26 protein-coding genes are annotated in these 23,648 nt (G+C 65.1%); 23 read left to right on the top strand and 3 right to left on the bottom strand.

Annotation, left to right across the window (positions count from 1 at the left end):
• Nucleotides 1-136: 136 nt before the first annotated feature.
• The 7 genes from AX725_RS00970 (at nucleotide 137) to AX725_RS00940 (ending at nucleotide 6,707) form a co-directional block, all read left to right on the top strand.
• On the top strand, nucleotides 137-2,257 hold the full coding sequence (locus AX725_RS00970) for a molybdopterin-containing oxidoreductase family protein (protein ID WP_060976879.1): 2,121 nt from the start codon (nucleotides 137-139) through the stop codon (nucleotides 2,255-2,257).
• Between the two features lie 70 nt (nucleotides 2,258-2,327).
• Nucleotides 2,328-2,639 (top strand): Rieske (2Fe-2S) protein, encoded by a 312-nt coding sequence (locus AX725_RS00965; protein WP_060976880.1) that lies wholly within the window; start codon nucleotides 2,328-2,330, stop codon nucleotides 2,637-2,639.
• Entirely contained in the window at nucleotides 2,636-3,400 is a 765-nt protein-coding gene (locus tag AX725_RS00960; protein ID WP_060976881.1) for an SDR family NAD(P)-dependent oxidoreductase, read from the top strand. The genes AX725_RS00965 and AX725_RS00960 overlap by 4 nt, the downstream gene beginning before the upstream one ends.
• Nucleotides 3,397-4,149 (top strand): SDR family NAD(P)-dependent oxidoreductase, encoded by a 753-nt coding sequence (locus AX725_RS00955; RefSeq protein WP_060976882.1) that lies wholly within the window; start codon nucleotides 3,397-3,399, stop codon nucleotides 4,147-4,149. The genes AX725_RS00960 and AX725_RS00955 overlap by 4 nt, the downstream gene beginning before the upstream one ends.
• Before the next feature lie 34 nt (nucleotides 4,150-4,183).
• Complete coding sequence (locus AX725_RS00950; protein WP_060976883.1) at nucleotides 4,184-5,197, top strand: NADP-dependent oxidoreductase; 1,014 nt, start codon at nucleotides 4,184-4,186, stop codon at nucleotides 5,195-5,197.
• Between the two features lie 2 nt (nucleotides 5,198-5,199).
• Nucleotides 5,200-5,988, top strand: coding sequence for a ThuA domain-containing protein (locus AX725_RS00945; protein ID WP_060976884.1), 789 nt, complete (start codon nucleotides 5,200-5,202; stop codon nucleotides 5,986-5,988).
• Nucleotides 5,985-6,707 (top strand): SDR family NAD(P)-dependent oxidoreductase, encoded by a 723-nt coding sequence (locus AX725_RS00940; protein WP_060976885.1) that lies wholly within the window; start codon nucleotides 5,985-5,987, stop codon nucleotides 6,705-6,707. Before AX725_RS00945 ends, AX725_RS00940 begins: the two co-directional genes overlap by 4 nt.
• A gap of 15 nt (nucleotides 6,708-6,722) precedes the next feature.
• Here the strand turns inward: AX725_RS00940 and AX725_RS20220 are convergent, their stop codons facing one another.
• Together AX725_RS20220 and AX725_RS00930 are read right to left on the bottom strand one after the other, a co-directional pair.
• Nucleotides 6,723-7,028: a type II toxin-antitoxin system RelE/ParE family toxin gene (locus AX725_RS20220; RefSeq protein ID WP_099046455.1), complete on the bottom strand. Its 306-nt coding sequence runs from the start codon at nucleotides 7,026-7,028 to the stop codon at nucleotides 6,723-6,725.
• A gap of 18 nt (nucleotides 7,029-7,046) precedes the next feature.
• Nucleotides 7,047-7,274, bottom strand: coding sequence for a type II toxin-antitoxin system ParD family antitoxin (locus tag AX725_RS00930; RefSeq protein ID WP_060976887.1), 228 nt, complete (start codon nucleotides 7,272-7,274; stop codon nucleotides 7,047-7,049).
• A gap of 170 nt (nucleotides 7,275-7,444) precedes the next feature.
• Between AX725_RS00930 and AX725_RS00925 the strand changes: the two genes are divergently transcribed.
• The 9 genes from AX725_RS00925 to AX725_RS00885 all read left to right on the top strand — a co-directional run bounded on the left by AX725_RS00925 (nucleotide 7,445) and on the right by AX725_RS00885 (nucleotide 16,206).
• Nucleotides 7,445-8,683 (top strand): cytochrome P450, encoded by a 1,239-nt coding sequence (locus tag AX725_RS00925; RefSeq protein ID WP_060976888.1) that lies wholly within the window; start codon nucleotides 7,445-7,447, stop codon nucleotides 8,681-8,683.
• Nucleotides 8,680-9,771 (top strand): acyl-CoA dehydrogenase family protein, encoded by a 1,092-nt coding sequence (locus AX725_RS00920; RefSeq protein WP_060976889.1) that lies wholly within the window; start codon nucleotides 8,680-8,682, stop codon nucleotides 9,769-9,771. The genes AX725_RS00925 and AX725_RS00920 overlap by 4 nt, the downstream gene beginning before the upstream one ends.
• Nucleotides 9,768-10,160, top strand: a complete 393-nt coding sequence (locus AX725_RS00915) for a Zn-ribbon domain-containing OB-fold protein (RefSeq protein WP_060976890.1) — start codon at nucleotides 9,768-9,770, stop codon at nucleotides 10,158-10,160. The genes AX725_RS00920 and AX725_RS00915 overlap by 4 nt, the downstream gene beginning before the upstream one ends.
• 58 nt (nucleotides 10,161-10,218) lie before the next feature.
• Entirely contained in the window at nucleotides 10,219-11,364 is a 1,146-nt protein-coding gene (locus tag AX725_RS00910) for a thiolase family protein (protein WP_060976891.1), read from the top strand.
• Nucleotides 11,365-11,367: 3 nt separating this feature from the next.
• Nucleotides 11,368-12,138 (top strand): SDR family NAD(P)-dependent oxidoreductase, encoded by a 771-nt coding sequence (locus AX725_RS00905; protein WP_060976892.1) that lies wholly within the window; start codon nucleotides 11,368-11,370, stop codon nucleotides 12,136-12,138.
• A gap of 11 nt (nucleotides 12,139-12,149) precedes the next feature.
• A complete protein-coding gene (locus AX725_RS00900; protein WP_060976893.1) occupies nucleotides 12,150-12,899 on the top strand; it encodes a ThuA domain-containing protein in 750 nt (249 codons plus the stop codon).
• Between the two features lie 3 nt (nucleotides 12,900-12,902).
• The gene (locus AX725_RS00895; protein WP_060976894.1) at nucleotides 12,903-14,111 is read left to right on the top strand and encodes an acyl-CoA dehydrogenase family protein; all 1,209 of its coding nucleotides are present in this window, start codon (nucleotides 12,903-12,905) and stop codon (nucleotides 14,109-14,111) included.
• Between the two features lie 240 nt (nucleotides 14,112-14,351).
• Entirely contained in the window at nucleotides 14,352-15,263 is a 912-nt protein-coding gene (locus AX725_RS00890) for an SDR family oxidoreductase (protein ID WP_060976895.1), read from the top strand.
• Between the two features lie 127 nt (nucleotides 15,264-15,390).
• The gene (locus AX725_RS00885; RefSeq protein ID WP_208597773.1) at nucleotides 15,391-16,206 is read left to right on the top strand and encodes a helix-turn-helix transcriptional regulator; all 816 of its coding nucleotides are present in this window, start codon (nucleotides 15,391-15,393) and stop codon (nucleotides 16,204-16,206) included.
• A gap of 178 nt (nucleotides 16,207-16,384) precedes the next feature.
• On the opposite strand, the gene AX725_RS00880 is transcribed toward AX725_RS00885, so the two are convergent.
• Entirely contained in the window at nucleotides 16,385-16,936 is a 552-nt protein-coding gene (locus AX725_RS00880) for a VOC family protein (RefSeq protein WP_060979348.1), read from the bottom strand.
• 98 nt (nucleotides 16,937-17,034) lie between these two features.
• Between AX725_RS00880 and AX725_RS00875 the strand changes: the two genes are divergently transcribed.
• The 7 genes from AX725_RS00875 (at nucleotide 17,035) to AX725_RS00845 (ending at nucleotide 23,572) form a co-directional block, all read left to right on the top strand.
• Nucleotides 17,035-18,252 (top strand): aromatic ring-hydroxylating oxygenase subunit alpha, encoded by a 1,218-nt coding sequence (locus AX725_RS00875; protein ID WP_066114767.1) that lies wholly within the window; start codon nucleotides 17,035-17,037, stop codon nucleotides 18,250-18,252.
• Between the two features lie 63 nt (nucleotides 18,253-18,315).
• Nucleotides 18,316-19,701 (top strand): aromatic ring-hydroxylating oxygenase subunit alpha, encoded by a 1,386-nt coding sequence (locus AX725_RS00870; RefSeq protein ID WP_066114769.1) that lies wholly within the window; start codon nucleotides 18,316-18,318, stop codon nucleotides 19,699-19,701.
• Between the two features lie 125 nt (nucleotides 19,702-19,826).
• Complete coding sequence (locus tag AX725_RS00865) at nucleotides 19,827-20,237, top strand: YybH family protein (RefSeq protein ID WP_066114771.1); 411 nt, start codon at nucleotides 19,827-19,829, stop codon at nucleotides 20,235-20,237.
• Nucleotides 20,234-20,587 carry a putative quinol monooxygenase gene (locus AX725_RS00860; RefSeq protein ID WP_060980187.1) on the top strand — a complete coding sequence of 118 codons (354 nt, stop codon included), beginning with the start codon at nucleotides 20,234-20,236 and terminating at the stop codon, nucleotides 20,585-20,587. Before AX725_RS00865 ends, AX725_RS00860 begins: the two co-directional genes overlap by 4 nt.
• Nucleotides 20,584-21,381 (top strand): SDR family NAD(P)-dependent oxidoreductase, encoded by a 798-nt coding sequence (locus AX725_RS00855; RefSeq protein ID WP_060980188.1) that lies wholly within the window; start codon nucleotides 20,584-20,586, stop codon nucleotides 21,379-21,381. The genes AX725_RS00860 and AX725_RS00855 overlap by 4 nt, the downstream gene beginning before the upstream one ends.
• A 110-nt stretch (nucleotides 21,382-21,491) precedes the next feature.
• A complete protein-coding gene (locus tag AX725_RS00850; protein WP_060980189.1) occupies nucleotides 21,492-22,970 on the top strand; it encodes a phytoene desaturase in 1,479 nt (492 codons plus the stop codon).
• 227 nt (nucleotides 22,971-23,197) lie between these two features.
• Entirely contained in the window at nucleotides 23,198-23,572 is a 375-nt protein-coding gene (locus AX725_RS00845; RefSeq protein ID WP_066043972.1) for a GFA family protein, read from the top strand.
• Nucleotides 23,573-23,648 lie beyond the last annotated feature (76 nt).

Raw genomic sequence — 23,648 nt, 5'->3', positions numbered from 1 at the left:
AATGCCTCAAGTGTCAAAAGTGACAGTCGCGGACCCTACGGCAAGCTTTAGGGTAGCAAGCATGAGGTCGGGCTTCCGACCCTATGCTGCGCCCGTTCGCGCGGCCCGCAAACCTGTGTCCAGGGGAGGTTCGATCATGCCCGTCCAGCGCAGCTTCTGCCGGTTCTGCCACGCCAATTGCGCGATCCTGGTCGAGACCGAGGGCGACCGCGTGGTGCGCGTGTCGGGCGATGCCGAGGACCCGGTGTTCGGCGGCTACACCTGCATCAAGGGTCGCCAATTGCCCGAAGCGCATCATCATCCCGAGCGCCTGATGTCCTCGCAGAAAAGGGGCGCACACGGCTTCGAGCCGATCGCCACCCAGGCCGCGCTCGACGAGATCGCGGAGCGGCTGAAGCCGCTGATCGAAGAGCACGGGCCGGACAGCGTCGCGATCTATGCGGGCACCTATGCGTTCCAGAACAGCGCCGGGGTCGCGTCGGCCATGGCATTCGCGCAGGGTCTGGGGACGCGGCATTTCTATACCAGCGTCACGCTCGACCAGCCCGCCAAAGTCTATACGGCGGCGCAATATGGCAGCTGGTCGGGCGGCGGGCATGTGTTCGGCGAGGCCGATGTCGCGTTCTTCCTCGGCAACAATCCCATCGTTTCGCATTACGGCCCGCCGGGCGGCCTTCCGCCCTTCTCGCCCTCGCGCCGGTTGCGCGATGCGATCGCCGGCGGGCTCAAGCTGATCGTCGCCGATCCGCGCGAGAGCGATGTTGCCGCGCTCGCGCACATCCATTTGCCGGTCAAGCCCGGTGAGGACCCGGCGCTGCTCGCAGGCATGATCCATGTCATTCTGGAGGAGCGGCTCTACGACGAGGCGTTCGTGCAAGCGCATGTCGATGGCCTGGCCGAGCTGAAAGAGGCGGTCTCTGGCTTCCCGCCCGCGGTCGCCGCCGCGCGCGCGGGAGTCAGCGAGGCGGATCTGGTCGCCGCCGCGCGGATGTTCGCGGGCGGCACCAAGGGCTCGGCCAGCACCGGTACCGGGCCGGAAATGGCGGGCAACGGCACGCTGACACAATATCTGGTGAGCAGCCTCAACATATTGTGCGGGCGCTTTTGCCGCGAGGGCGAGAAGAGCTCGATCCCGCGCATCTTCACGCCGGTCACGCCGCGCCGCGCGCAGGTCAATCCGCCGATGAAGCTGTGGGGCCAGGGCTATCCCGCCTCACGCTTCCGGGGCCTGACGCATCTGATGTTCGAGATGCCGTGCAACGTGCTGGCGGACGAGATCCTGACCCCCGGGCCCGGCCAGGTGAAGGCGCTGATCTCGATCGGCGGCAACCCGATGCTCGCCTTTCCCGACCAGGACAAGATGGCGCGCGCGATCCAAGCGCTCGACCTGTTCGTCAGCGTCGATATCCGTAGCCAGGGCGTGTCCGCGCGGCGCAGCGACTATGTCCTCGCGCCGCTGATGAGCCTCGAACGCGACGACATCTCGTCGCTGTCCGAATGGTGGTACGAAATTCCCTATGCCCGCTATACCGAAGCGATCCTGCCGCGCCCGGGCGATCTGCTCGACGAATACGAGATGCTCTGGGGGCTGGCGAAACGGCTCGGCACCGGACTGCCGCTCGCGGGCGGACCTTGCCCGATGGATGCCTGCCCGGACAAGGAGACGTTTCTCGACCTCGCCGTCGCAGGCTGCGTCGTCCCCCCCAGCCAGGTCCATGCCGACAGCCCCGATGGCCGCCCGGTCATCTATCATGACAAGCATCCGATCGTCAAACCGGCCGAACCGGGTCACGAGGCGCGGTTTGATCTGGCAGCTGGCGCGATGCCGCAGCAGCTGATGCGATACGGTCGGGACGACCCCGCCGCACAGGGCTATCCGTTCCGGCTGATCTCGCGCCGCAGCCGCCACCGCTTCAACTCGACCGGCGGGCATCTTTCCGCGCTCAAGGCCAAGCGCACCACCAACCCGGCGCATATCCATCCCGACGACCTCGCCGGACTGGGCGTCGAGGACGGCGAGATGATCCGCATCGCCTCGCCGCATGGCGAAGTGCACGCGCTCGCCAAGGCATCGGCGGCCTTGCGGCGCGGGGTGATCTCGATGGCGCATGGCTATGGCGACCCCGATTACGGGCCGGACCAGGTGCCGTTGCGCGGGGGCTCGACTAACCGCCTGGTCAGCGAAACGGAGGGCTATGATCCGATCACCGGCCAGGCGCTGCAGAGCGCGATCCCGGTCAGGGTGCTGCGTGGTTGATGTCGCGTTCCATCGCGCCGGGACACGCGCGGGATTGCGGTCTCCAGCATGTTTGGGCATCACTAACCCCATGACTTTCACCCCCGTCACGCCTGCCGATATTGCACCAGGATCCACGCGTTTTGTGCAGCATGAGGGTGCAGCATTTCTGGTCGTGCGCGATGGCGATGGTGCGCTCCACGCGCTTGACGGGCTGTGCAGCCATGCGCTGCTGCCGCTGGAGGGCGCACGCGTGCGGCGCGGGCATGTGCTCTGCCCGCACCATGGCGCGCGCTTCGAAATCGGCACGGGGGCAGCCAAAGGTCCGCCCGCGCATTGCGGCATCCGGACCTGGCCGGTGCGGGAGAAGGACGGGATGATCGAACTGGATAGCGACGCATGATATTCGACGTGAAGGACAAGGTGGTGCTGGTCACGGGCGCGGCCTCGGGCATCGGCGCTGCCACCGCGCGGCTGGCGGCAGCGCGCGGCGCGAAGGTGATCGCGACCGATGTGGACGGCGAGCGCATTCAGGGCGTCGCCGCCGATTGCCAGTGCATCGGGCTGAAGCACGATGTCACCTCGAGCGACGACTGGGACAATGCGATCACCGCTGCCGTGCACCATTACGGGCGGCTCGATGCGCTGGTCAGCAATGCGGGGATCGTCAATTACGAACCGATCATCGATCTCGACATGGCGCGCTTCCGCAAGCTCAGTCAGGTGCATGTCGAAGGCAGCTTCCTGGGTCTGCAAAAGGCGGTGGCGCAGATGCGCGCGCAGGCCGGCGGCGCGCCCGCGACGGGCAGCATCGTGCTGACCGCATCGGTCATGGCAAATTGCGCCGCGCCCGCGATCTCGGCCTATGCGGTCGCCAAGGCGGCGATGGCCAATATGGCGCGCGCGGTCGGCGTGGAACTGGGCCGCAAGGGCGACATGATCCGGGTCAACGCGCTCTGCCCCGGCCCGACGCGCACGCCTTTGCTCGAAGGCGCGATGCCGCCGGGCGCGCTCGATGATCCCGCGCACTGGACCGACGTGCCGCTGGGCGTGCCGCAGGAGCCCGAAGACATGGCCGAGAGCATCCTGTTCCTGGTCAGCGAGGAGAGTTCGTTCATGACCGCGACGCAGATGGTGGTCGATGGCGGATGGAGTTTGACATGACCAAGACCGCCATCGTCACCGGCGCGACCTCGGGAATCGGGCGCGCCACGGCCATCCGTCTCGCCAAGGCCGGCTTTCACATCATCGCCACTGGCCGCAATCCGGAGCGCGGCGCAGAGACCGTCCGCCAGGTCGAGGCGGCGGGCGGCAGTGCCGAGTTCCACAGCTTCGACGTCACCTCGGAAAGCGATTGGGCCGCGTTCGCCGAGACGGTGACCGCGCGTCATGCTTCGGTCGATGCGCTGATCAACTCCGCCGGATCGTTCTTCACCAAAGCGCTGCCCGACACCACGCTCGCGGATTTCCGCGAGCTATGGACCGCCGATGTGGAGAGTGTCGTGCTGGGCACCAAATACGGCTTTCGCATGATGCGTGATACCAGGAGCGCCGGGTCGATCGTCAACATCTCCTCGCTCGCCGGCTTGATCGGGCTGGAGGATTGCGCCGCCTATTGCGCGGCCAAGGCGGCGGTGACGCATTTCAGCCGGGTCGCCGCATTGGAAGGCGCGCAGATGGACCCCAAGGTCCGTGTCAATTCGCTCAACCCCGGCGTGATCTATACCGAGATGATCACCGGCGCTTATGGCGACAATGATGCGGTGAAAGCCTTCGTGATGGACGGCAACGCGCTGCAGCGCGTCGGCACGCCCGAGGATATCGCCAGCGCCGCCACTTTCCTCGCCTGTTCGGCCTCGCGCATGGTCACCGGCACCGCGATGCTGGTCGATGGCGGACGCGGTGCGGACTGATCCTTTTTCCATTCCCTCCACGGAGACCCATCCCATGACCCAGAACCGCCAGTTCATCCTCAAGCGCCGCCCCGATGGCGCGCCGGTGGCCGAGGATTTCGCGCTCGAAACCTCCGCGCTGCCCGCGCTGGAGGAAGGCCAGTTTCTGATCCGCAACCATTATGCCTCGCTCGATCCCGCGCAGCGCGGATGGATGTCCGATGCGGACAGCTACATGCCGCCGATCCCCCTGGGCGCACCGGTGCGCGCGACCACGATCGGCGTGGTCGAGGAAAGCCGCGCCGAGGGCTTTGCCAAGGGCCAGTGGGTGATGGGCCTGAACGCGATCGAGGACTATTCGGTCGGCACTTTGGGCGGCTTCACCCAGCCGATCGACCCGCACGCGGTGCCGCAGGTGACCAATTACCTCTCGCTGTTCGGCGCGGTGGGCATGACCGCCTATTTCGGCTTTCTCGACGTGTGCGAACCCGAAGCAGGCGATGTCGTGCTGGTGACGGGCGCCGCCGGTGCCGTGGGATCGCTGGTCGGACAGATCGCGAAAATTCTGGGCTGCACCGCGATCGGCATCGCCGGCGGCCCGGAAAAATGCGCGCGGCTGACCGAACGCTATGGTTTCGACCATGCGATCGACTATCGCGGCAAGGATGTGAGCGCGCTCGACGCGGCAATTCGCGCGGTCGCGCCCGATGGCGTCGACGTGATCTTCGAGAATGTCGGCGGCGACATACTGGACGCAGGTCTAATGAACCTGAGGCACGGCGCGCGCATCGGATTGTGCGGATTGATCAGCGAGTATAACGCGCCAGAGCCCGTCGGCGCGCGCAACCTGTGGCAGCTGATCGTGCACCGCGCCTCGATCCGGGGCCTGCTGGTCGCCGATTATGTCGCGCGCTTTGCCGAGGGCGGCGCGAAACTGGGCGAATGGGCAGCAGCGGGCAAGCTGATCGTCGACGAGCATATCGACGAAGGGCTGGACAATGCGCTGCCTGCCTTTCTGCGGCTGTTCGAGGGGTCGAACCAGGGCAAGATGATCCTGAAGATCGCCTGAGCGTGCGGCACCTGCTGGTCCTGTCGGGCGGCCATCCCTATGAGGCCACGCCCTTTGCCGCGCTGCTCGCCAGCCTGGGTGGCTGGCGGGTGGAGCATCTGATGCATCCAGAGGCGGAAGCGGCGGTGGCAGATGGCGCGGCGGAGAAAGCCGATGCGCTGCTGTTCTACGACATGCCCGGCTTCACCTTTGCCGACGATATGGTAACGACGCGGCCCCCATCGCCCGGCTTCATCGCGGCGATCAAGGCACATTTTGCGCGTGGCAGGGGCGCAGTGGCATTGCACCATGCGCTCGCGGGATGGGCGGACTGGCCCGAATGGGCAGAGATGCTTGGCGGCAAGTTCCTCTATCGGCGCGAGACGCTGCGCGACCGCGAATGTCTCGATTCGGGCTATCGGCATGATGTCGCCTATGACGCGGTCGTGCTCGCGGACCATCCGGTCACGCGCGGACTGCCCGCCCGTTTCGCGATGGTCGACGAGCTGTATCTTGCCGAGATTTTCGCCGAGCAGGTGACACCATTGATCGCAGCGGATCACGAATTTGCTGCGCACAATTTTTACTCTGCCGCGCATGCCGTGGCAGGCCGGATGTTCGACAATTCGGAATGGCCGCATTCGCCCGGAAGCCATCTGATCGGCTGGACGAAGCCGGTCGCAGCGGGGCAGCTGGTCTATCTGCAATTCGGCGACGGGCCGGCGGCCTATGCCAATCCGCATGTGCGGCAAGTTCTGGCCAATGCGCTCGATTACGTTACACCGGAAGGAATGGGAGACAGGCAGGCATGAGCAGACTCAAGGGACGCAAGGCATTGGTGACGGGGGCCGCTTCGGGCATCGGCGCGGCGACGGTGGCGCGGCTTCTCGCCGACGGCGCGACGGTGCTCGCCTGCGATATCAGCGGCGAGGGCATGGCGGGCACCTTCAACCATGTCGCCAATCTTGCTGATCCGCAGGCGATCACGCTACTCGCCGCCGCCGCCGAAAGCCAGCTCGGCGGGCTCGACATATTGGTCAACAATGCAGGCGTCTGCCCGGTGGGCACGCTCGAGGACCTGACCGACGATCAGTGGCAGTTCGGGCTCGATGTCAATCTGCTCGCCCCTGCGCGTCTCGCCAAGGCCTGCCTGCCGCTGCTCAAGGCGTCCTCGGCGGGCCGGGTGATCAACACCGGATCAATCCTCTCGCGCTATGGCGATGCCGGGCTTGGCGCTTATGCTTCGTCGAAGCATGCGATCCTCGGTTTCACCAGATCGCTGGCGATGGAGCTTGGCCCCTATGGCGTCACTGTCAACTGCGTCCAGCCCGGCTGCATCGTCACCGGGATGACGCGCGGCATGCTGGAGAATGGCGCGGCGGCCGAATATTATCGCGAGAAATCGGCGCTCAAGCGGCTCGGCCAGCCCGAGGACATTGCCGATGTCATCGCCTTTCTCGCCAGCGACGACGCGCGCTTCATCACCGGCCAGGGCATCATCGCCGATGGCGGCGTGATGACGCACAGCTGAGCGGAACGGCGGTCGTCAGTCGGGGTCGAAATGGCTGGCGACATCGCGGCTGGCGTGGAGCACGGCGAGCAGATCCACCGTGCCCTGCGCGTACCGGAACACAAGAATGTAATTGCCCATCGGCGTGCTCCGGATGCCCGGACCCAATTCGGGGCGCGCGGTTCCGAGCGTGCCTGGAAGCTCGGCCAGTTGACGTGCTTTGGCCACCAATCGCCTGCGAAAGGCCGTCGCGACTTCACGATGCCCGCTTTCGCGGAGAATATAGGCTGAAATTTCTCGAAGCTGTCGCTGCGCTCGCGCACTGATGCGGAGCGTCCGCATCATTCCGCAGCCTGTTGTTCAACCCTCCAGATCGGCTTCGAGTTGAGCCTCAACCTCTTCCAGCGAATACCATTTGTCTTCGGCAATCGCTGCATCAACTGTCTCGCGCAGCGCCGCAAGTTTCGTCTCGCGCTCTTCGACCAGGCGCAGGCCTTCGCGGATCACCTCGCTCGCAGAAGCATAGCGCCCGGTCTTGAGCAACGCCTCGACATAGCCTTCCCAGCGTTCGCCGATCGATACGTTCATCGCAGTTCCTCCTTGCACCAGAGACGCGCAAGATTAGCACGATAACATAAAATGCACAAATTTCGTTATCGCGGCTTGCACAGACCGCCCTAGCATTTTCGACTATCGCGGGCGCAGGCGAGCGCGGGCTATGACGGTTTCATGGCACATCAGCACCATGGGAGCAGGGCATGACGGTGGCGGCGGAGCAAAAGAGCTTTTTCCATCCCGAAGTGCTGACCAGCCCCTTCGCCTTCTATCAGGAGCATCTGGCGACCGAGCCGGTTTATCACGACAAGGCGACCGGCCTGTATCTGGTGCTGAGCCACAGACTGGTGAGCGAGGCGACGTCGCGGACGGACGAATTCTCCAACAATTTCCAGGCGGTGCTTTCGGGCGCGCGGTCCGAGGACCCTGAGGTCAAGGCGATCCTGGACGAAGGCTGGCCGCAGGTCGATACGCTGCTGACCGCCGATCCGCCGGTGCACACGCGCTTTCGCAAGCTGGTCAACCTCGCCTTTTCCGCGCCGCGCGTGAACAAGCTCGAGGCCCATATCCGCGAGATCGCGCGAGACCTGATCGACAGGATGCTGGCGAAAGACGAAATCGAGTTCGTGCGCGATTTCGCGATGCCGCTGCCGATCCGCATGATCTCCGAACAGCTTGGCCTCACCCATGTGCCGCCGGAAACGATCAAGCGCTGGACCGATGCCTTTGTCGACCGGCTCGGCGGCATGGTGCCCAAGGAGCGCGAGCTGCAATGCGCACGCGAGGTGGTCGAATTCCAGCACGCGATCAAGGCGCAGATGGACCAGCGCCGCGCCAGTCCGACCGACGATCTGCTCTCCGATCTCGTCCATGCCGAGATCGACGGCGAACGCCCGCTCGACGATGGCGAGCTGCTCTCGATCGTGCAGCAATTGCTGGTTGCGGGCAACGAGACGACCACCGCGACGCTTGCAGAGGGCATCATCCTGCTCGCGCGCAATCCCTCCGAACTCGCCAAGGCCAAGGCGGACCCGAAGATCATACCCAACATGATCGAGGAAATGCTGCGGCTGGCCAGCGCCTCGTCCGGCATCTGGCGGGTGATGAAAGCGGACGCCGAGCTGGGCGGCGTGACCCTGCCCAAGGGCGCGATGGTGATGATGCGCTATGCTGCGGCCAACCGCGATCCCGAACGCTATGATGAGCCCGACCGATTCCTCGCCGACCGCGCCAATGCCCGCACGCATCTCGCCTTCGGGCGCGGCATCCATATGTGCGTCGGCAATATGCTCAGCCGCAAGGAAATGACCGTGGCGTTCGAGGAGCTGTTGCCGCGTATTTCGGGCATCACGCTGACCGACGAGGCGGCCATCGCCTATCCCCCCAACATGATGCTGCGCGGACCCGTATCCGTGCCGGTACGTTTCGAGCCGCGCGCATGAATTTCGATTATGACGAGAACCAGCTGCTGTATCGCGCCTCGGTCGAGCGGTTTCTCGAGGGCAGCGACATTGCTGCGCGCAAGGCGCAGCGCGCGGCGCCAGGCGGCATCGACCGTGCGCGCTGGCAGGCCATGGCCGAGCTGGGGCTGACCGCCATGGCGCTCGCCGAGGACAAGGGCGGTCTCGGCAGCAGCCTGCTCGATCTGGTCGCGGTGGGCGAAAGCTTCGGCCTGCGCATCTCTTCGGACAACTGGCTGGAAAACGCCGTTCTTCCGATGCTGCTGGCAGGATCAGGCCTCGCTCGGGACGATGCGCGGATCGACGCGCTCGCCTCGGGCGGGGCGATTGCCGCGCTGGCGCTGTTCGAGCCCGAGGGGCGGCATGTCACGCTGCCGCGCAGCACGACCGCCAAGACCACTGCCGGCGGCTTCGTGCTGCAAGGCGAAAAGAGCTTCGTGCTGGGGGGCATGGCGGCGGACTGGCTGCTGGTGAGCGCCGCGACTGAGAGCGGACCCGCGCTGTTTCTGATCGCTTCCGATGCGCCCGGCGTGCACCGGCGAGGCTATCGCGTGGTCGACGGCAACGAGGCGGCGGAAGTGCGACTGCTGGGCTGCGAAGTTGGAGCCAAGGCACGGCTGGCGCTCGAATGGGAGGCGGTCGAGGCCGCGCTCGCCACCGCGCAGCTGGTCGCAGCCGCCGAAATGGCGGGGCTGGCGCAGCGGCTGTTCGACGATACACTCGCCTATGTCCGCCAACGCGAGCAATTCGGCCAACCGATCGGACGGTTTCAGGCGATCCAGCACCGCATGGTCGAGGCCTATGCCCGCGTCGATCAGGCGAAAAGCGCGCTGATCGCGGCGGTGACATCGGGCGAGGCCCGCGAGATTGCGGGCATGAAAGCCATCGTCGCCGAGGCCGCGCTGGCCATCGGGCGCGAGGCGGTGCAGCTGCACGGCGGCATGGGCACCACCGACGAGCTCGAGATCGGCCATGCGCACAAGCGCGTCCTTCTGCTGTCGCAATGGCTGGGCGATCCAGCGAGCGGGCTCGATGCCTATGTGCAGGTCGCGACAAGGGCTGCAGCATGAGCAGTGCGGTTCCGGTCGCCGAGGGTCTGTGGACCGACGAGCCGCAGCCGCGCCTGATCGGCGGTCGCCATGCGCAGACTGGGGAGATCGTCTTTCCGATGCCTGGGGGCGATGCTGCGCAGCATTTTGCGCCGGTGCCGCTCTCGCGCACCGGGACCTTGTGGTCGTGGACCAGCCAGGATTTCCGCCCCAAATCGCCGCCTTACGCCGGACCGGAGCAGTTCGTGCCCTTCCTCATCGGCTATGTCGAGCTGCCCGGCGAGGTGATCGTCGAGACGCGAATCGAGGGCGCGGTTCTCAGCGATCTCAGGCTGGGAATGCCGATGGAGCTGGTGCTGACCGAGTTCGCGCCGGGGCGGACCACCTTCGCGTTCAGGCCTTCCGCATGATCCAGCCCACCACCTCCCGTTTGTCCCGAACGCGGAAAAGCTCGAGAGCCCTCTTTCCATGACCCAAGTCCACATAATCGGCGCAGGCATTCACCCGTTCGGTCGCACCGATGGCCGTTCGGGCCGCGATCAGGGCGTGTTTGCGGTGCAGCGGGCACTTTCCGACGCGGGGCTAGCATGGACCGATATTGAATGCGCCTATGGCGGCTCGGAAGCGGCGGGCAATGCCGATATCATGGTCAACGAGCTGGGGCTGACCGGCCTTCCCTTCATCAACGTGTCGAACGGCTGCGCGACGGGGGGCAGTGCGCTCGCCTCGGCGCGCAATGCGGTCGCCTCGGGCCAGTGCGACATCGCGCTCGCGGTCGGGTTCGACAAGCACCCGCGCGGCGCGTTCAACGCCAAGCCGGGCGACTGGGGCCTGCCCGAATGGTATGGCGAAACGGGCATGATGCTGACCACGCAATTCTTCGCGCTCAAGATCCAGCGCTACATGCAGCTGCACGGCATCAGCCGCGAGACGCTCGGCAAGGTCGCGGAAAAGGCGTTCCGCAACGGCACCCTGTGCGACCATGCCTGGCGGCGCTCGCCGGTCGATCTCGACACGATCCTCAATGCGCCAATGGTCAACGATCCGCTGACCAAATACATGTTCTGCTCGCCCGCCGAGGGCGCGGTCGCGCTGATCATCGCGTCGGAGAAAAAGGCGCGCGAACTGGGCGCGGACGGCGTGAAGATCGCCAGCATTGCGGTGCGCACGCGTCCGCCCGGGTCGTTCGAGGTGTTCGCGCCTGCAATCAGCGTCGAGCGCGGCGGCAAGCCGACCGAGCTGGCGAGCCAGGCGGCGTACGAAGCCGCAGGCATCGGCCCCGAGGATATCGATGTCGCGCAGCTGCAGGACACCGAATCGGGCGCGGAAATCATGCACATGGCCGAGAACGGCTTCTGCAAGGATGGCGAGCAGGAACAATGGTTCGCAGAAGGCCGTACCGAGCTGAACGGGCAGCTTCCGGTCAATACCGATGGCGGCTGTCTGGCCTGCGGAGAGCCGATTGGGGCGTCCGGGCTGCGGCAGGTCTATGAGAATGTGGTACAGCTGCGCGGGCGCGGGGCTGCGCGGCAGGTGCCGGGCAATCCGAAGACCGCCTACAGCCATGTCTATGGCGCGCCGGGCCTGTCCGCGGTCGCGATACTGGAGCGTTAGGATATGGGATTGATGCAGGGCAAGGTCGCGCTGGTGTCGGGCGGGGCAGAAGGCATTGGCGGCGCTGCCGGGCGGCGGATCGTCGAGGAAGGCGGCAGCGTCGTGCTGGGCGATGTGCAGTTCGAAAAGGCCAAGGCGCTGGCGTCGGACCTCGGCGAACGCGCGATGGCGGTCTCGCTCGACGTCCGCGATCTTGCGCAATGGCAAGCCGCCGTCCAGGCCGCACAGGCGACCTTCGGCAAGCTCACGCACCTGGTCAATGTCGCCGGCATTTCGGAGCCGGGCGCGGTGGTCGATGTTGACCTCGACAGCTGGCAGCGGACCATCGACATCAACCTGAACGGCACGTTCAACGGCTGCCGTGTCGCCATCCCCGCCATCGCGGCAGCAAACGAGCCGGGGGCGATCGTCAATATCGGATCGATGCTGGCGCTGCGCGTGGGCTCCGGCTTTGCCGCCTATTGCGCGTCCAAGGCGGCGGTGACGGCGCTCACCAAGACGATCGCGCTCGACTGCGCCGAAAAGGGCCTGCCCATCCGCGCCAATACCGTGCACCCCGGCGCGATCCGCACGCCGATGTTCGAACGCTATCTCGAGGCTCTTCCCGGCACGGCGGACGAGGTCGAGGCGATGTTTGCCGCCAATCATCCGATGGGCCGCGTCGGCGAGGCAGATGAGGTGGTCAATGCGATTGTCTTCCTGCTCTCCGATCAGGCGAGCTTCACCACCGGGGTCGATTTCACCGTCGATGGCGGCGGCCATTTCCGCAGCTAAGGGAGCGCAGCATGGCAGAACGGATCGATGCGCATTTCGTCGCGGCGGGCAAATATCACGATATCGACTTCGCCCGGCTGGAGGTGCTCAAGCTGCTCGCCGAGCATGACCATATCCGCACCACGGTGGCGCATGATTATCACGGCGTCGAGGAGCGGCTCGCCGGCTGCCGCTTTCTGGTCACCTATACCTGCGACCTGATGCCCAGCGAGGCCGAAGCGGCGGCGATCCGCGCCTTTCTCGAGCGCGGCGGGCGCTGGCTGGCGCTGCACGGGACGAACTCGATCCTGCGCTTTACCGATGCCGGTGTCGACAGCCCCGAAGAGCGGCCCGACGTGATGGACATGCTGGGCACCCAGTTCAAGGCGCACCCGCCGATCGGCGCGCCGTTCACCGTCGAGATCGTCGATGCAGAGCATGACGTGACGCGCGGGATCGACGATTTCGATGTGGTCGACGAGCTGTACCTGATGAAGCAGATGAGCGACATCCGCACGCTCGCGCAGACCCGGTTCGCGGGCGAGGCCACCGGCTTTGTCGATGCACACTGGCCCGAGACCGTGGTGCCCGTCATTTATACCCGCGCGATCGGCCAGGGCGGCATATTGTACAATACGCTCGGCCACTGCCGCGGGCATTACGACCTGCCGGGCATGCAGGACTTCTACCCGCATCCGGAAAAATGCGCGTGGAACTATCCCGTTTACTACGAACTGTTGCGCCGCGGCATCGCCTGGGCGACCGGAACTGGCGGAATCTGACTGATGGACATGGACTTCACCCCCGACGAGCTTGCCTTTCAGGTCGAGGTGCGCAGCTTCCTTGCATCGCATCTGAACGCGCGGCTGATCGAGGGAGCGAAACGCACCCCCGGCGTGTTCGTCGAACCCGATATCGGCCTCGAATGGCAGCGCATCCTGCACGAAAAGGGCTGGCTCGCCATCCACTGGCCGGAAGAGGATGGCGGCACCGGCTGGACCCCGGTGCAGCGCTATATTTTCGAAAAGGAATGCGCGCTGGCGGGCGCACCGGCGCTGGCGGTGCTGGGTCTGAAGCTGGTCGGTCCGGTAATCTGCCGCTTCGGTACGCCCGAGCAGAAGGCGCGCTTCCTGCCGCGCATCCTCTCGGCCGAGGATTACTGGTGCCAGGGCTATTCGGAGCCTGGATCGGGATCGGACCTTGCCAGCCTGAAGACCCGCGCGGTGCTGGAAGGCGATAGCTACCGCATCAACGGCTCCAAGATCTGGACCACCCACGCGCATTACGCCAACTGGATGTTCTGCCTGGTGCGCACCGATCCAGAGGTCTCGGCGCAGCGCGGCATCACCTTCCTGCTCGTGCCGATGGACCAGCCTGGCGTCACCGTGACCCCGATCGTCACCATGGCGGGCGATCATGAGGTCAACCAGGTTTTCCTCGACGATGCGAAAAGCCATGTCGGCAACCGCATCGGCGACGAGGGCCAGGGTTGGACGATCGCCAAGTTCCTGCTCGAGAATGAGCGCGGCGGATCATGCTTCGCGCCCAAGCTGATCGCCGATATCGACCAGCTCGCGCTCACCGCCGCCAAGGTGCCCAGCGGCACCAATGGTGCGCTGATCCACGATACCGAGATTGCGCGCAAGCTCGCCTCGCTGCGGCTGCGGGCGCGCGCCTTCGAGATCAGCGAACTGCGCATCCTGGCCGAGATCGCCAAGGGCCGCCCGCCGGGTCCGCAGACCTCTTTGGTCAAGCTGTTCTCGGCGAATCTCAGGCAGGAGCTCGACACGCTGGCGATGGAAATCCACGGGCTCGCCGGGTTGCAGCTGCCCGCAGAGCGCCCGCTCTACGGCAACGAAGCGCCCGAGCCGGTGGGCAGCGTCGAGGCGCAGATGGCGGCGGGCCGCTATCTCAATTCGCGCGCCTGGACGATCTTCGGCGGGTCGGACGAGGTGCAGAAGAACATCATCGCCAAGACCGTGCTGGGCCTATGAACGTGCTGGGCCTGTGAACGTGCTGGGCCTGTGAACGTGCTGGGCCTGTGAACGTGCTGGGCCCGTGAACGTGCTGGGGTTGTGAGGCGGCACCCAGGCGTGCCACACTCGCCCAAACCCCTCCGCTCAGCCTGAGCTTGTCGAAGGCCCCGCGACCACGCTGCCCATCTAGCGTGACCTTCGACAGGCTCAGGCTGAGCGGTGTTGAGTGCAGACAAGAACAAACAGGAGAGCCCCTGAATGGACATCACGCAGATCATGTACCGCCCCGGCCTGATGCAGGGCGAACGCATCCTCGTCACCGGCGGCGGCACGGGGCTGGGCAAGGTGATGGCCGAAGCGTTCCTCTATCTGGGGGCCGAGGTGCATATCTGCGGGCGGCGCGGCGCGGTGCTGGAAGCGACGGCGGACGAGCTGATGACGAAGCATGGCGGCACCGTGGCTGCGCATGTCTGCGACATTCGCGACGCCGCTTCGATCGATGCGATGGTGAGCGCCATCTGGTCGCAGCATGGGCCGCTCACCGGCCTCGTCAACAACGCCGCGGGCAATTTCATCAGCCGTACCGAGGACCTCAGCGTCAATGGCTTCAACGCGATTTCGGACATCGTGTTTCGCGGCACGTTCTACATCACGCACAATGTCGGCAAGCGGATGATCGCGGAAGGCATTCGCGGCAATTTCCTCGCGATCCTGACCACCTGGGTGTGGAACGGCGGGCCCTTCACCGTGCCCTCGGCCATGTCCAAGGCGGGGATCAACGTGATGACGCAAAGCCTTGCCACCGAATGGGGCCGCTATGGCCTACGCTTCAACGCGATCGCGCCGGGCACTTTCCCCACCAAGGGCATGACCGAGCGGCTGTCGCCCGGCAATTCGCAGGGGCTGCAGGGCCAGAATGCCGATCGCGGCAACCCGATGGGCCGGGTGGGCGAGATGCACGAGCTGGCGAACCTCGCGGTGCTGCTGATGGGACGCGGCGCGGATTATATCAACGGCCAGACCATCGCCATCGACGGCGCGGGCTATCAGGCCAATTCGGGCAATTTCTACCAGAGCCTCTCGCGCATGGACGACCAGCAATGGGCGGACATGGCGGCGATGATCCGCGGCGCGAACGCCAAGGACAAGGCAGCGCGGACGACAGGATAAGGCCGGTGCGGACCTTTTGTCACACTGGCCGCAAAAAGCACCCGTCTGCCTCGCAATCCGTAGCGTTAGCCCGCATCCTCACCTAGTCTCACCCACAGGAGAGACGGATCGAATCAAGGGGAACACCATGATCGAGACACATGCCAAATTCAGCGAGAATCTGGAGGCTCGCAACAGCCCGTTCAACACGCTGGCGCAGCGGGTCACCATACGCCGGGTCGAGGATATCCGCGACGCCGCCATCGCGCTGCACGAAATGGCGCAGGCGCGCGGGTTCCGGGTGGCAGCCTGCGACGACATCTCGTCCAAGGAACCGATGGTCGATGCCGATGGCGCGATCATCAACGGCGAGATCTTCGGCTGGATGGCCGATGGCGAACGCTGGTGGGAGGATACCCGGCTCGCGCTCAACTCGCCGCTGCCGCGCGCCTGTCGCTACGAGAGCGAGCCCTTCTGGTGCAACGAAACCGGCATGTACGGCCGCTGGCGCAACGAATATCTCGAGGAAATGGACCTCTCTGATTTCCGCAAGCGCTCGCTGGTGCATGCCGCGATCGTCGTGCCGGTGCACCTGCCCTTTGGCCAGATCTCCGCGGTCAGCTTCACGCCGATGGACCGGTCGCTCACCGACCTATCCGAACTGTTCGAAAAGCATGCCGACCTCATGGCCTCGATGACCCGCCGCTTCATCGCAGGTTACGTGATGGTGATGCGCACCAAGCGGCGGATGCCGGCGGACTGCATGCTGTCGAAGCGCGAGGTCGAATGCCTGCGCTGGGCGGCGATCGGCAAGACCGACAAGGAGATCAGCATGATCCTCGACCGCAGCCACGCGACTATCCGCTACCACATCCACCGCGCGGGCGAGAAGCTCGACGCGGTCAACCGCAGCCAGACGATCTTCAAGGCCGGGCAGCTGGGCTATCTGGGGGCGAGCGATTAGCCTTCCAAATCCTCCCCGAGCTTGTCTCGGGGAGGGGGACCGCCGACCGAAGGTCGGGGTGGAGGGGAAGCGGGATGGCACATTTGCCTATGACTTGCGCAAACCCGCTGCCCCTCCACCACCCGCTACGCGGGCGGTCCCCCTCCCCCAGCAAGCTGGGGGAGGATTTTATGTTGCATCACCCCAACACCCGCACCGGGTCGCTTCCGTCCCAGCTCTTCGCCGCTTCAGCAATCATCCCGAAAAAGCCATCGCTGCCGCTCGCCGGTTGCAATATCTCCACGATGGCCCCGGCATTGGGCCGTGTGGCGGCGGGGCCGCAATCGGCATAGATCACCGCGCCGTCCGCACCCACCTTGCCTTCGACCAGCACCAGCCCGCCGCCCGATTCGACCGCCGCGCGCGCGGCTGCAATGTCATCGGTGAGCAGGCAGACATGGTGCATCGCCTGCCCGCCCGGCCAGTAATCGCCGCGGTAGATCGAAGGCGCGTCATTGTCCTGGCGGATCAGCTCCACCTGCACATCGCCCCATTGCGCGAGCGCGATGGTGAAGGTGCAGTCGGACGGTTCGTCCATGAAGCGCGCGTCCTCCAGCCGAATCCGTTCCATCACGAAGAACGGTCCCACGCCGATGTTGCTGGTCCAGTGGCGGAGCGCCGCATCGAAATCACCCGGCACGAAGGCGATCTGCATCGGCTTGCCGATCGCGGCGATCGTGGCGTTGCGCATGGTGGCACTCCTTCCCCTCACTAAACCAATAGTGTCCTTGGCCTTCCCTCTTCTGGCATGGTGCCCGCAATTGCCATTGTCCAAATTGGGAGGCCCCGATGGCCGAACGCGATCCTTCCGACAGCCTGACTCCGGACTGGGCGGCGTCGCGCAAGCTGCGGGCGCGCGAGATCCGCCGCAAGATCGTGGCCAATGTGGCGAACCGAACTACCGACATGGCCGATGCGCCGCTGCCGCTGCACAAATCGGTGTATATCGATGAGGCACGCTTTCAAGCCGAGCGCGAGCATCTGTTCCTGGGCCAGCCGCTCGTCGCGGGGCTTTCCGGCGACATTCCCGATCCCGGCGACTATCTGGTGTTCGATGCCGCCGGTCCCTCGATGCTGGTCATTCGCGGCAAGGACGGCGTCGTCCGCGCTTTCCGTAACCTGTGCACGCATCGCGGCGCGAAGCTGGTCGAGCAGGCCGAGCCGTTCACCGGCAAGGCCAGCCGCATCTCCTGCCCGTTCCACGCCTGGACCTTCGACAATCTGGGCAGGCTCGTCGGCCAGCCGGGCAAGCCAGGCTTTGCCGATTGCGCCATCGGCGCGCGCGACCTGCTCGAACTGCCGTGCAGCGAATATCTGGGCCTCATCTTCGTGTGCGCGTCCGAGGGCGAGCCAATCGATGCCGCGGCACATCTGGGCGAGTTTGCCGACCAGCTCGCGCTGATCGAGCTCACCCGCGCAGTGCCGGTGAAAAAGGGCATATTGACCGCCGATTCGAACTGGAAATTCGCGCTCGACACCTATGGCGAGGGCTATCATTTCGCTGCGCTGCACAGCTCGACCATCGGCCAGACGCATTATAACGACATTTCGGTGCTCGAACGCTTCGGCCGCCATCACCGCATAAGCTTTCCCGACAAGACCATCGGCGATCTGGTCGGCAAGGATGAGGCCGAATGGCCCGATACCGAATATGGCGGGGTGCAATATCTCTTCCCCAACACGGTCATCTTCTTCGGCGCGGTGACCCCCGGCGTCTATTTCACGCAGGTGTTCCGCCTGTTTCCCGATGGCGTCGGCAAGACGCGCTGCCAGTTTGGCGTGTATGCGCCGTTCGGGATCATCGACGAGGATTATCGCGGCGTGTGCGAGATGGCCTATGATGCCACCGCCACCGTGGTGCAGACCGAGGATTATCGCGTCGCCAGCCACGGCTATGCCAATCTGCTGACGGCACCTGCGGACTTCCACGTCGTGCTGGGCGCCAACGAAAGCGCACCCCAAGCGGTGCACCAGCATATTGCAGAGGCGATCGGGATGCCTTTGTAGTCCACTTATCCGGTCCCCCGCGAAGGCGGGGGACCGGCAAAAATGAAACAGGAGAGCAAGCCCATGGAAGATGCGAGCCGGCCCTACCCCGCCGACCGCTGCCCAGCGATCACCGTCGACGAGATTCTCGATCTCGACAGCCGCGAGGTACCGCCCGAGGTGCGCGGCGACAGCTGGCGCGATCTGGGCACCGAGCCGGTCACCGCGGAGCGCTATACGAGCGCTGCGTTCTTCGAGGCGGAAAAGAAGCACATGTGGCCGAACGTGTGGCAGATGGCCGCGCGCGAGGACGAGCTGCTGCAAGCCGGCGATTATGTCGTCTACAACAATGTCGGGCGTTCCTATCTGATCGTCCGGCAGGATGACGGGTCAGTGAAGGCCTTTCACAATGTCTGCCTGCACCGCGGCCGCAAGCTGCGCACCGAAAGCGGATCGGCGGACGATTTCACCTGCCCGTTCCACGGCTTTGCCTGGAAGACCGATGGCGGCCTGAAGCACATCCCATGCGAATGGGATTTCCAGCATCTGAAGGAGCGCGACATGAGCCTGCCCGAGCTGCGCGTCGAGCGCTGGCAGGGCTTCATCTTCGTCACCGAAAGCAGCAAGCAGGTGAGCTTGCGCGACTATATGGGCGCGGAAGTCTATGACCGGTTCGCGCGCTGGCGGCTCGACGAATGCTATACTGCCCTTTGGGTCGGTAAGGTGATCAACGCCAATTGGAAGGCGGTGTCCGAGGCGTTCATGGAGGCCTGGCACTCGATCGTCACCCACCCGCAGATCCTGCCCTATACCGGCGATGCCAATACCCGCTATTCGATGTGGGGCGACCATGCGAACCTCGCGCTGACCCCGTTCGGCCTGCCCAGCCCGCATCTGGCGGCGGACAACCTGTCCGAAGACGATATCATCGCCGCGTTCAGCCGCACCTCGGGCCGCTCGGCCTCGCTGGAGGGGCGCAAGCTCGAGCAGGGCGAGACTGCGCGCAAGGCGATGGCGGAGATCAACCGCGCCAATTTCCTCGATGCGCTGGGCTATGACAGTGCGGGCATTTCGGACAGCGAGATGCTCGACGCGTTCACTTACAACATCTTCCCCAACCTCTCGCCCTGGGGCGGGTTCGTGCCCAATATCGTCTATCGCTGGCGGCCCTGGCCCGACCAGAATGCGACACTGATGGAGGTGCGCCTGCTGGGCCGCAAGCCCAAGGATGGCGCAATGCCCGAAGCGGCGGAAATGCGCTTCCTCACCCCCGATGAGCCGTGGGCCACGGTCACCGAATGGGGCGCGCTGGGCGAAGTGTTCGACCAGGACATGGAGAACCTGCCCTATGTGCAGGAGGGCCTGATCGCGTCTGCCAACAACCGCGTCGAGCTGGGCCGCTATCAGGAGGGGCGAATTCGCCAGTTTCACCAGACGATGGACAAGTATCTGGCGGGGCAATTGCCTTGAAAATGGCGGCACTGCTCCAAGCCCCCAAACGCCCCACCTCCGTTTGTCCCGAGCGAAGTCGAGGGACGTATTCGGAGAGGGTTGTGAAAGGTCCCTCGACAGGCTCGGGACAAACGGAGATTTGAATGACCTTCCAGGGCCCCGCAGAAGACCAGATCGCGATCCGTGCGCTGATCGACAGCTATAGTGACGCGGTGTTCCGCCGCGATGCGCAGGCCTGGGGTGCGACCTGGGCCGAAGATGCGCTGTGGAACCTGATGGGCACCGAGGTGCGCGGGCGCGAGGCGATCGTCGGCTTGTGGACCCAGGCGATGGCGGGCTTTCCCTTCGTGGCCTTTTTCGCGCAGATCGGTCAGCTCGCGATCACCGGCGATCATGCCACGGGCCGGGTTTACACGCACGAATATCTCGAACTTGCCGACGGATCGGTCAGCCGTCCGATCGGCCAGTATCTCGATGTCTATACCCGCACCGCCCAAGGCTGGCGCTTTGCCGAGCGGCATTTCAGCATCCTCAAGGAGACCCAGGCGAAATGAGCATCGTGATTGCAGGCGAAGTCGATTTCCCTCCCGAGAACCGCGATGCGGCGCTGGCGGGCGCGAGAGCCCTGATCGATATGGCGCTCGCCGAACCGGGCTGCCGCCATTATGCCTGGAGCGCCGATCCGCACGATCCGGGCCGGGTGCATGTGTTCGAGGAATGGGACAGCGCCGACGAGTTGCAGGCGCATCTCGAGGGCGAGGCCTATCGCGGCATGCTCGGGCATCTGTCGCAGTTCACGATCCTCAATGCCGATACGCGCAAATACCGGTTCGACCTGAAGGAACCCGCCTATGGCCCCGATGGCGTCGCCACCGCACGCTTTCTGAGCGAGGCCGCAGCATGACCGATCTCACGGGCAAGACCGCGATCGTCATCGGTGCCGCGGGCGATCATAACATGGGCCAGGTGATCGCGCGGGCGCTCGCCGCCGCCGGGGCGAAGACAATCGTCTCGGGCCGCAAGCGCGACCCGCTCGAAGCGCTGGCGAGCGAGATCGGCGGCGAGGCGGTGTCCTGCGATCTGACATCGCGCGCCGATGTCGATGCGCTGTTCGATGGCGTCGCGGCACGCCATGGCCAGGTCGATATCGCGATCAACGCCACCGGCTGGGGGCTGATGAAGCCCTGGGCCGATGTCACCGACGCGGATCTGGCGGCGATGGTCGCGCTGCAGTTCACCGGCGTGCACCATATGCTGAACGCCTGTCTGCGTACCATGACGGGCGGCGGATCGGTGATCCAGATATCGTCGGCCACGACGCAATGCCTGATCCATGACCATGCCGCCTATATCGGCACCAAGGCGGGGTCCGAGGCGCTGATCCGCTGCTTTGCCAACCAGTACGGGCCGATGGGCATCCGCGCCAATGTGGTCTCGCCGGGGCTGACCGCGACGCCGATGGCGGCCGCCGCCGTGGCGACGCCCGGGCTCGAGGCGGCGTTCGCGAAGGAATATCCGCTGGGCCGGATCGGCACCGCCGACGATATCGCGCACGCGGTGCTGTGGCTGTGCGACGATCGTACCTTCGTGACCGGGCAGAACATCCAGGCCAATGGCGGGCTGACGCTCAGGCGCAATCCGCGGCCCGAGGAAATCGCAGCCTCGGTGGGCGCGGCGATGGCGGCTGCGGCGCAATAGAGGCGGTTTTGCCCCCGATGCGCGCATCTGCTGGCACATTGCAAACGTAACGCTATAGTGCCGCACAATCTGCCCGCGCATTCGGGTCGCAATCAGGGGCCTTACACCTAGTGAAAAAAGCTGCAGTTATCGGGTCCGGCTTCGGCGGGCTGGCGCTCGCCATCCGCCTGCAATCCGCCGGAATCGCCACCACCGTCATCGAAAGCCGCGACAAGCCCGGCGGCCGTGCCTATTTCTGGGAAAAGGACGGGTTCACCTTCGACGCCGGCCCGACCGTGATCACCGATCCGCCTTGCCTGGAGGAACTCTGGGCGCTGACCGGCCACCATATCAGCGAGGATGTCGACCTCGTCCCCGTCATGCCTTTCTACCGGCTGAACTGGCCCGACGGCACCAATTTCGACTATTCGAACGACGAAGCGAGTCTCCGCGCCGAGATTGCCAAGCTGAACCCCGAGGATGTCGCCGGCTATGACCGCTTCCTCGACTATAGCGCGGGCGTGCACGACGAGGGCTATCTCAAGCTCGGCCACAAGGCGTTTCTCGACTTTGCCAGCATGATCAAGGCCGCACCGGCGCTGATGAAATATCAGGCCTGGCGCTCGGTTTATTCGATCGTCTCCTCGTTCGTGAAGAACGAGAAGCTGCGTGAGGCGCTGTCGTTCCATACGCTGTTGGTCGGCGGCAATCCGATGAAGACCAGCTCGATCTATGCGCTCATCCACAAGCTGGAAAAGGACGGCGGGGTCTGGTTCGCCAAAGGCGGCACCAACCGGCTGATCGCGGGCATGGTCAGGCATTTCGAACGGATCGGCGGCACGCTGCGCCTCAATGACCCGGTCACCGAGATCGAGACCATGGGCGACAAGGTCACCGGCGTGGTGACCAAGAGCGGCTGGCGCGAAAGCTTCGACGCGGTCGCCAGCAATGCCGATATCATGCACAGCTATCGCGACCTGCTCGGCAAGTCGGGCCGGGGCAAGCGCGCGGCGGCGAGCCTCAAGCGCAAGCGCTTCTCGCCTTCGCTTTTCGTCGCGCATTTCGGCATCAAGGGCGACTGGCCCGGCATTCCGCACCACATGATCCTGTTCGGCCCGCGCTACAAGGGGCTGCTCGACGACATTTACGATCATGGCGTGCTGGCCAAGGACTTCTCGCTCTACCTGCACCACCCGACCGTCACCGATCCCTCGATGGCACCGCCGGGGCACAGCACCTTTTACGTGCTCTCGCCGGTGCCGCATCAGGGCAAGCTGCCGATCGACTGGAAGGAAATGGGCCCGATCTACGAGAAGCGCATTCTCGACGAGATCGGCCACAGGCTGATCCCCGACATTCACGAGCGGATCGTCACCAGCTTCCACTATACGCCGCAGGATTTCAGCACCGATCTCAACGCGCATCTTGGCAGCGCCTTCAGCCTCGAGCCGCTGCTGACGCAAAGCGCGTTCTTCCGCACGCACAATCGCGACGATGCGATCCCCAACCTCTATTTCGTCGGCGCGGGCACGCATCCGGGCGCAGGCATTCCGGGCGTGGTCGGCAGCGCCAAGGCGACCGCGACGCTGATGCTCGAGGATATGCTATAAGCTAAAAAATCCTCCTCGAGCTTGTCTCGGGGAGGATTTCATGCGGGCCATCGCTAACCACGTCCGCTCAGCCTGAGCCTGTCGAAGGCCCCGCGCCCTGCGGCAGCATTTGCTTTTGCCTTTGACGAGGCTAACGGGCTATATCCGGCAACCGACATCACGAGGCCTTCGACAAGCTCAGGCTGAGCGGGACTGGGTGCGCCTGCGTGCAGATACGGAGCCCTTTCATGCACACCGGATCATGCCTGTGCGGTGCGATCGCTTTCACCGTCTCCGCCCCGCTCAAGGAGCCCGATGCGTGCCATTGCGGCCAGTGCCGCAAGCAATCGGGCCATTACTGGGCCTCGACCGACGTCCAGCGCAGCGACCTTGCCATCACCGGCGAGGAGCATGTCCGCTGGTACCAGTCCAGCCCCAAGGTGCGGCGCGGCTTTTGCGGGACCTGTGGCAGCTTCCTGTTCTGGGACCCGCCGCATCGCGATTCGATGGCGATCGCGATGGGCGCGTTCGATGCGCCCACCGACACGCATCTGCACGTGCATATCTTCACCGCGCACAAGGGCGACTATTACGATATCGCCGACGGCCTGCCGCAGGAATGAGCGCAACCAATCCTCCCCCAGCTTGCTGGGGGAGGGGGACCGCCCGCGCAGCGGGTGGTGGAGGGGCAGCGGGGTC

Source organism: Blastomonas sp. CCH9-A1 (assembly GCF_001557175.1).
Taxonomy (GTDB): Bacteria; Pseudomonadota; Alphaproteobacteria; order Sphingomonadales; family Sphingomonadaceae; genus Blastomonas; species Blastomonas delafieldii_A.
The sequence above is the reverse complement of the archived record's forward strand: the minus strand, read 5'-3'. Positions and strand labels throughout refer to the sequence as shown.